Genomic DNA, 6,256 nt, shown 5'->3' with positions numbered 1-6,256 from the left:
ATGACCCTCTGCTTGTAAGGCAGATGCTCTCCCAGCTGAGCTAAGATTCCATATTGTGCTTGTTTCAAGCGGCTTATTTGTTGTCCGCTCTGTAACTTGCTTTGCTATTATATAATGGATTTTGTCGGATGTCAACACCTTTTTTGAAACTTTTTTAATTTTTTTTATTTTTTTAATTATTCGTACATTTTAAAGCATTTCTGACATAAAAAACTCAAAAATTACAAGACAAATGCAAGTTTCTTATTTCCATCAATTCCCTCTGTAGGATTTTTATAATCATCCAGATACAGACAACGTGATGCAACCTGACAATATCTCTGTTCTCCCTTGTCATCTTTAAGGCTCAGATTTTCCTGAATCTATATTGCTGCCAAAATAAATCGGCACCCGGCTGTCCGTAAATCACCATTCCCTCCGGCTCAAGGAATGCTTTATCAAATTTCAGATACTCTGATATGGTCAGTCTGCCACTCAAAGCGGCAACCAGTTCCTTACACTCCAGACTCTTCACTGCTGCATCCATAATTACCTGCTCATAACCGAATAACTGCTTCGCAGTTTATTCAAAAAAGATTCCTTCTCCAGTTTTACCTGAAAAAGGAATCTCCTGTTATCTGTCATTATTATCTGTTATTATTCAGCATCTTCTGCTGCTTCAGTTGTTTCTGCATTTTCTTCTGCAACATCCTCTTTTGCTTCATCCTTGCTGTCTGTTTCTTCTGCATCAGCTTCTTCAGTGTCTGCGCTGTCATCGAAAGGAATTACTGCACCGTCATATTTCTCATTGATAAAGTCTTTGATCTCATCAGATTTCAATACGTCAACCAGAGCTTTGATCTTGTCGCTGTTTTCGTTGCCTTCTTTGACTGCGATTACATTTACATAGGTTTTCGCTGCTTCAGAGTCGGATTTCTCATATGCAAGTGCATCTTTTCCTACTGAGAATCCTGCTTCCAGAGCATAGTTTCCGTTTAATACCACATAAGCTGTCTCGCCTGTAACACGTGCTACCTGTGCTGCTTCCAGCTCTACGATTTCTACATTATGAGGATTCTCTGCAATATCCTTAACAGTTGCATTTAATCCTGCACCATCTTTCAAAGTGATGATTCCGTTATCCTGGAGAAGAAGAAGTGCTCTTGCTTCGTTTGTGGTATCATTTGGTACTGCAATGGAATCTCCGTCTTCCAGATCATCCAGGCTGTCTTTTGTTCCAGGATAGATTCCGAATGGCTCATAGTGAATACCGCCTGCATTTACAAGATGTGTGCCCTTCTCTTCATTAAACTGATCCAGATATGGGATATGCTGGAAGTAGTTTGCATCAAACTCACCGCTCTCAACTACCTCGTTTGGTCTTACATAATCATCAAATACAGTAACCTCAAGGTCATATCCTTCTTTCTCAAGAAGTGGTTTTGCCTCCTCAAGGATCTCTGCGTGAGGTGTTGCAGATGCTGCAACTGTGATGGTTTTGTCATCATCCTTTGCATAAACGCCTGTGCTTAATGTTCCTGCTACTAATACTCCTGTTAAAACTGCTGCCACTAATTTTTTCATAATAATTGTCCTCCTGAATTTTATATTTTAACTTTTTTCATAACCATTTTATAATCAACGATTTCTTAAAACTACTTTCTTCTGTCAATCTTATTTGCGATCATCATTCCCACTGACTGGAAAATCTGTACCAGCACTACCAGCAGAATAACTGTGACGATCATAATATCTGACTGATATCTGTAATATCCATAGCGGATAGCAATATCACCAAGTCCGCCTCCACCTACTGCACCGGACATTGCTGAATAACCAAGAATAGTTCCGATTGCAATCGTTGCTCCTGTGATCAGTGAAGTTCTGGCTTCTACCAGAAGAACCTTCACAATGATCCTTATATTGCTGGCCCCCATAGCTCTGGCCGCCTCGATCACACCTGCATCCACCTCTTTAATAGAAGATTCCACCATTCGTGCGATAAAAGGAATAGCTGCCACTACCAAAGGCACTACCGTTGCTGTGGATCCATAACTCTTTCCCACCACTGCTCTGGTAAAAGGAATCAGCAGGATCAGTAAGATCAGAAACGGAATACTTCTCACAATATTTGCAATTGCATCCAGTATCTTATACAACACTGCATTTGGCTTCAGTCCCTCTTTATCAGACACTGCCAGCAGCACTCCCATAGGAAGTCCGAACAGGTATCCCAGAACTGTAGAAAGAACTGTCATGTAAAGTGTTTCTCCCACACCCTGGACGATCATCATTATTGTCTCATGATCCCACATATTCTGTCACCTCCCCGATTGCTAAACCTTTTTCTTTCAGATACTGTTTCATCATTTCTGTTCTGGTACTGCCCTCCATAAACTCCAGTATCATCTCTCCCTTGGCTACACCACCTACATTCTTGGTATCTGCCTTCAGGATATTTACCGGTTCTCCGAAGGTAAGGATCAGATTTGCGATCACAGGCTCAAAAGCTGAATTCTCGGAGAATACAATTCGTATCTTCTCACCGCTTTTAATTTCTGCCTGTCCTTTTCCCCGACCGACATCCAGTCTGCTGTCTGCGCCGATATCGGAACCTGTATCCTTTCGGATCAGTTCTTTGGCAACCTCTGACTGAGGATTTGCAAAAATATCTGCAACCAGTCCTTTCTCAACCACTTCACCCTCATACATGATCGCCACATGTGTACAGATTTCACGCACAACCGACATCTGATGAGTAATGATCACTATGGTGATTCCAAACTGCTTATTAATCTTTTTCAGCAATTCCAGAATGGAAGAAGTAGTCTGCGGATCCAGTGCACTGGTAGCCTCGTCACAAAGTAAAATCTTCGGATCCGATGCAAGTGCTCTTGCAATGGCAACCCTCTGCTTCTGACCACCGGAGAGCTGTGCAGGATAAGCATTCTGCCTGTCCCCCAGACCAACGATCTCCAAAAGCTCTGCTGCCCTCTCTCTGGCCTCTGCCTTCTTCTTTCCTTTTATATAAAGTGGAAAACAGACATTATCGATCACTGACTTCTGCATCAGCAGATTGAAATGCTGAAAGATCATACCGATCTCTTCCCTCTGTTTTCTTAATTCTTTCTCTGTCAAATCTCCAAGAGCCTTCCCATCTATCAGAACCTGTCCCTCTGTGGGAACCTCCAGAAAATTCATACATCGTACCAATGTACTCTTACCTGCCCCCGACATACCGATAATCCCATATATATCACCGGAATCGATATTCAGGTTCACATCCTTCAAAGCCTCGACCACGCCATCTTTCGTGTCAAAAGACTTCCGGACCTTCTCAATCACAATCCCAGACATCTCATTCTCCCTCTCTCTTATTCCCCGCTCCGTTGAGCATGAACATACTATACCACTACACTTCCAAATATGCCAATTCATAATATCTAGCACCAGTTATAGTTTAAAACTATATTTTTATCGCTTTACCACATCAAATTCTATATCTCCTGGATTTATTCAGAAAGAAAAACAGCAGGAGAAAGGTCATATTCCTTTCATCCTACTGCTTTGAAAACGTAATATTCATTAAATTCCATCATCCACATCCGGTTCTTTGGGATTTGCACTTTTGCATCCATTACAGGTCATCCTCTGCTATATTCATTTTGACTTGGATAATCCATCTGAGAATAATTTGTCGTTTTGTCCCATGTAACATGAACCTGAGTCAAGCGGATATTCGCAATCCGGATCCAGAATACGCACTTACCATTTTTACTCTTCCAGGTATTTTTTGCGCAGCATTTACAGTTACTGACATTACCATACAAAACAGTATCAAAAAACACCTGTCAAAATCGCTGAGAACTTTTTCTTCCTCTTAGCTCCTTATCTTTTAATTTTTTTCACAGATGAGAACGCACTGTAAACTTTCTTTCCTTTCACTGTCTGATATGCGCGGATTTTATACTGATAAGTAGTATTCTTTTTTAATCCCTTATCTGTAAAAGAAGTGGATCTTGTGTCACTGACTTTTTTCCATGTCTTTCCAGTCAGTTTGTATACTTCATAACCAGATGCACCTTTTGTCTTGGCCCAGGTTACTTTCCAGCTCTGTCAAGCCCCATCATATTTTTCCAGCCCCGAATAGGTTTCCAGGAAATATTCATATCTCTGTACCGGATTACAGGTAAGAATCATTTTTCTGTATTCATATTCCCTCATAGATGCCACACTCTGCATTCGATTACAGACCAGAGCAATTTCTATATTCTCCATAGCCAGCTTTCGAAGAACATCCGCTGATATCCTTACAATTTCACAATCCGTTATCAACTCCACTGTCAGGAAAGAGGTTATCTGCTTGTCCAAATTCATGATCCCTACCAAAGCTTTACCTTCTCGTTCTCTTTCATCAGCAAAGTTTTTGCTTTCAACTTACAGATTTCCGAGTTCTCCGCCAACACCTCCAGCACAGCTTCCGATTTTATTCCTATCACATTATGAAAAAAATCTTTCAGTTTTTCCTCTTCATTTTCCCTTTTTCTTTCATCACTCATACTTTTTCCTTTTTACACTCTCAAAATCACCAGACAAAACCATCTTGCTTAAAGTTACTGTTTATCCTGTTCTTTTGCAAACAAGATTTTCTCTAATTATATCTTATTGTCTGACAAATAGCAATTTCACCGCTTGATTCAAATCAAGTAATCAAAAATATTTTTCCCAAACATACCCTTCACAATTTTTACTGCTACACAAAAATAGCTATAAGACTTCATTTTTGAAATCCTATAGCTTTGCTATTGATAATATTACGTTGTATTTGTAATCATCAATTATTTTCCAGTAACCATTGGAACACGACTAATAAACCGAACAATACTTGTGTCTTTATTCTTTATCATATTCAAAAATAACCGAAATCCTACTCATTTCTAAAACATATTTCGATAAGTCAAAATTACAATTTTCACACTTTAATTGATATAATATTCAACAACTAAACAAGGAGGCCATTTAACCATGAATAATGTAAAAATTCTATGTATCGCAGGCAGTATCGTACTCGGTAGTATATTGCTATCCGGACAAGCTTTTGGCAAAGCCCCCTCAGATCTAATCACCCTTTCCGCCCCTAAGGAGCCTGAGGGGCAACATGTATCTTATGATATAGATGGTTCCGGCTCTTATTATGACAGTGAGTCAGATACAACTTACTATTTTGTCAAGGGGATTGTCACTTCTTATTCTAATCATACAAAAACCTTTTCACTGACTTCCGACGTCGGTGAAACTTATGAGTTACCGGCAGATACGGATATTAATATAACCGACTATCTCAACACAGAAGCACATATATGGTACTCAGAAGACTCTCAAAAAAACTTAAAATTACTTGTGTTCTCTCCTCAAATTTTTTGGGAACATATTAATGAGCTGGAATCAGATGAGCAAATTCCGGATGGTGCCACAGAAATTGATGGGACTCTTTCAAAATATATCTCTTTCTGGTTAACAGAAGATAAAATAGATGTTACTCTCTTATTTGTTGAGGACAACGATGGAAACACTCATATATATGCAGAGGATAACACATGCAATAATTGTAATAGTTCTGTTTTTGGCAAAACAATCGGCGACTATATCAAGTTATATGAAGATATGCATTTAAATTCTCAAGTATATGATGATTTTAATGTTGCATATCTTATATCAGAAGCATCGTCTTGACTTACCCAAATGTCTGGTTGAGAACCTGATGTTTTTTACATCAAACATATCATATATTTTAAATGCCGCAGCCAATATTTTCAAAGGCTGCGGCATTTTTGACTTAATTTTTCTTTCAAACATGTTGCTTCTTCTTTTGACTGCTGCAAATATGTTTATGTCACAAATTCAAAATATCTTTTGCTTTTTCTCTGTCTCTGATAATCATCCCATGGGCAGCTAACTTATCCAATTGCTCATCAAAAGTCAATGGCTTTTTCAAATCCATAAAATCACTCCTTAACGTAAAAAAGCTGAGCACAAGTCTCAGCTTGGTCCCCAATGCCAAAAAGGCTTCGGGCAACTCTGTTACATATAGTATATTCAAAAAGCCACGAAATTGCAATAGTTTTTATTATTTTCATCATCAAAAAAGGGCGCTGCCCAACCAGGCGAATACGCAAAGTTAATACACTCCTCCACACCACAATCCCGGCGCTGCCCTTAAAAGAAGCGCAAGGGTGGAGTCCAGAGGAGGGACAGCGCTTTCTGTCCTTCCTCTGGG

7 protein-coding genes and 1 pseudogene are annotated in these 6,256 nt (G+C 39.4%); 1 reads left to right on the top strand and 7 read right to left on the bottom strand.

The features are described from left to right. Positions 1–346: 346 nt before the first annotated feature. The 7 genes and pseudogenes from G4417_RS11885 to G4417_RS11860 all read right to left on the bottom strand — a co-directional run bounded on the left by G4417_RS11885 (position 347) and on the right by G4417_RS11860 (position 4,538). A complete protein-coding gene (locus G4417_RS11885; RefSeq protein WP_173683575.1) occupies positions 347–526 on the bottom strand; it encodes a hypothetical protein in 180 nt (59 codons plus the stop codon). Between the two features lie 110 nt (positions 527–636). Continuing rightward, positions 637–1,563, bottom strand: a complete 927-nt coding sequence (locus G4417_RS11880) for a MetQ/NlpA family ABC transporter substrate-binding protein (RefSeq protein ID WP_173683574.1) — start codon at positions 1,561–1,563, stop codon at positions 637–639. A 71-nt stretch (positions 1,564–1,634) separates the two neighbouring features. Then, positions 1,635–2,294: a methionine ABC transporter permease gene (locus tag G4417_RS11875; protein WP_008707324.1), complete on the bottom strand. Its 660-nt coding sequence runs from the start codon at positions 2,292–2,294 to the stop codon at positions 1,635–1,637. Next, positions 2,281–3,336 carry a methionine ABC transporter ATP-binding protein gene (locus G4417_RS11870; protein ID WP_173683573.1) on the bottom strand — a complete coding sequence of 352 codons (1,056 nt, stop codon included), beginning with the start codon at positions 3,334–3,336 and terminating at the stop codon, positions 2,281–2,283. The genes G4417_RS11875 and G4417_RS11870 overlap by 14 nt, the downstream gene beginning before the upstream one ends. A 531-nt stretch (positions 3,337–3,867) precedes the next feature. Continuing rightward, positions 3,868–4,077 (bottom strand): annotated as a pseudogene (locus G4417_RS17760) (transglutaminase-like superfamily); the annotation flags it as partial. An 18-nt stretch (positions 4,078–4,095) separates the two neighbouring features. Continuing rightward, positions 4,096–4,356 (bottom strand): hypothetical protein, encoded by a 261-nt coding sequence (locus G4417_RS11865; protein ID WP_173683572.1) that lies wholly within the window; start codon positions 4,354–4,356, stop codon positions 4,096–4,098. Between the two features lie 5 nt (positions 4,357–4,361). After that, entirely contained in the window at positions 4,362–4,538 is a 177-nt protein-coding gene (locus tag G4417_RS11860; RefSeq protein ID WP_008707318.1) for a hypothetical protein, read from the bottom strand. Positions 4,539–5,004: 466 nt separating this feature from the next. Between G4417_RS11860 and G4417_RS11855 the strand changes: the two genes are divergently transcribed. After that, positions 5,005–5,712, top strand: coding sequence for a hypothetical protein (locus tag G4417_RS11855; RefSeq protein ID WP_019162467.1), 708 nt, complete (start codon positions 5,005–5,007; stop codon positions 5,710–5,712). Positions 5,713–6,256: the final 544 nt, after the last annotated feature.

It is taken from the genome of Blautia wexlerae, from assembly GCF_013300825.1.
Taxonomy (GTDB): Bacteria; Bacillota; Clostridia; order Lachnospirales; family Lachnospiraceae; genus Blautia_A; species Blautia_A wexlerae_B.
Note: the sequence above shows the minus strand (reverse complement) of the source record. Positions and strands in the feature narration are given on the sequence as shown.

Excerpts from the sequence above, each read along its gene's own strand:
- G4417_RS11885 (WP_173683575.1), bottom strand. The coding sequence starts at position 526 with ATGGATGCAGCAGTGAAGAGTCTGGAGTGTAAGGAACTGGTTGCCGCT.
- G4417_RS11880 (WP_173683574.1), bottom strand. The coding sequence starts at position 1,563 with ATGAAAAAATTAGTGGCAGCAGTTTTAACAGGAGTATTAGTAGCAGGA.
- G4417_RS11875 (WP_008707324.1), bottom strand. The coding sequence starts at position 2,294 with ATGTGGGATCATGAGACAATAATGATGATCGTCCAGGGTGTGGGAGAA.
- G4417_RS11870 (WP_173683573.1), bottom strand. The coding sequence starts at position 3,336 with ATGTCTGGGATTGTGATTGAGAAGGTCCGGAAGTCTTTTGACACGAAA.
- G4417_RS11865 (WP_173683572.1), bottom strand. The coding sequence starts at position 4,356 with ATGAATTTGGACAAGCAGATAACCTCTTTCCTGACAGTGGAGTTGATA.
- G4417_RS11860 (WP_008707318.1), bottom strand. The coding sequence starts at position 4,538 with ATGAGTGATGAAAGAAAAAGGGAAAATGAAGAGGAAAAACTGAAAGAT.
- G4417_RS11855 (WP_019162467.1), top strand. The coding sequence starts at position 5,005 with ATGAATAATGTAAAAATTCTATGTATCGCAGGCAGTATCGTACTCGGT.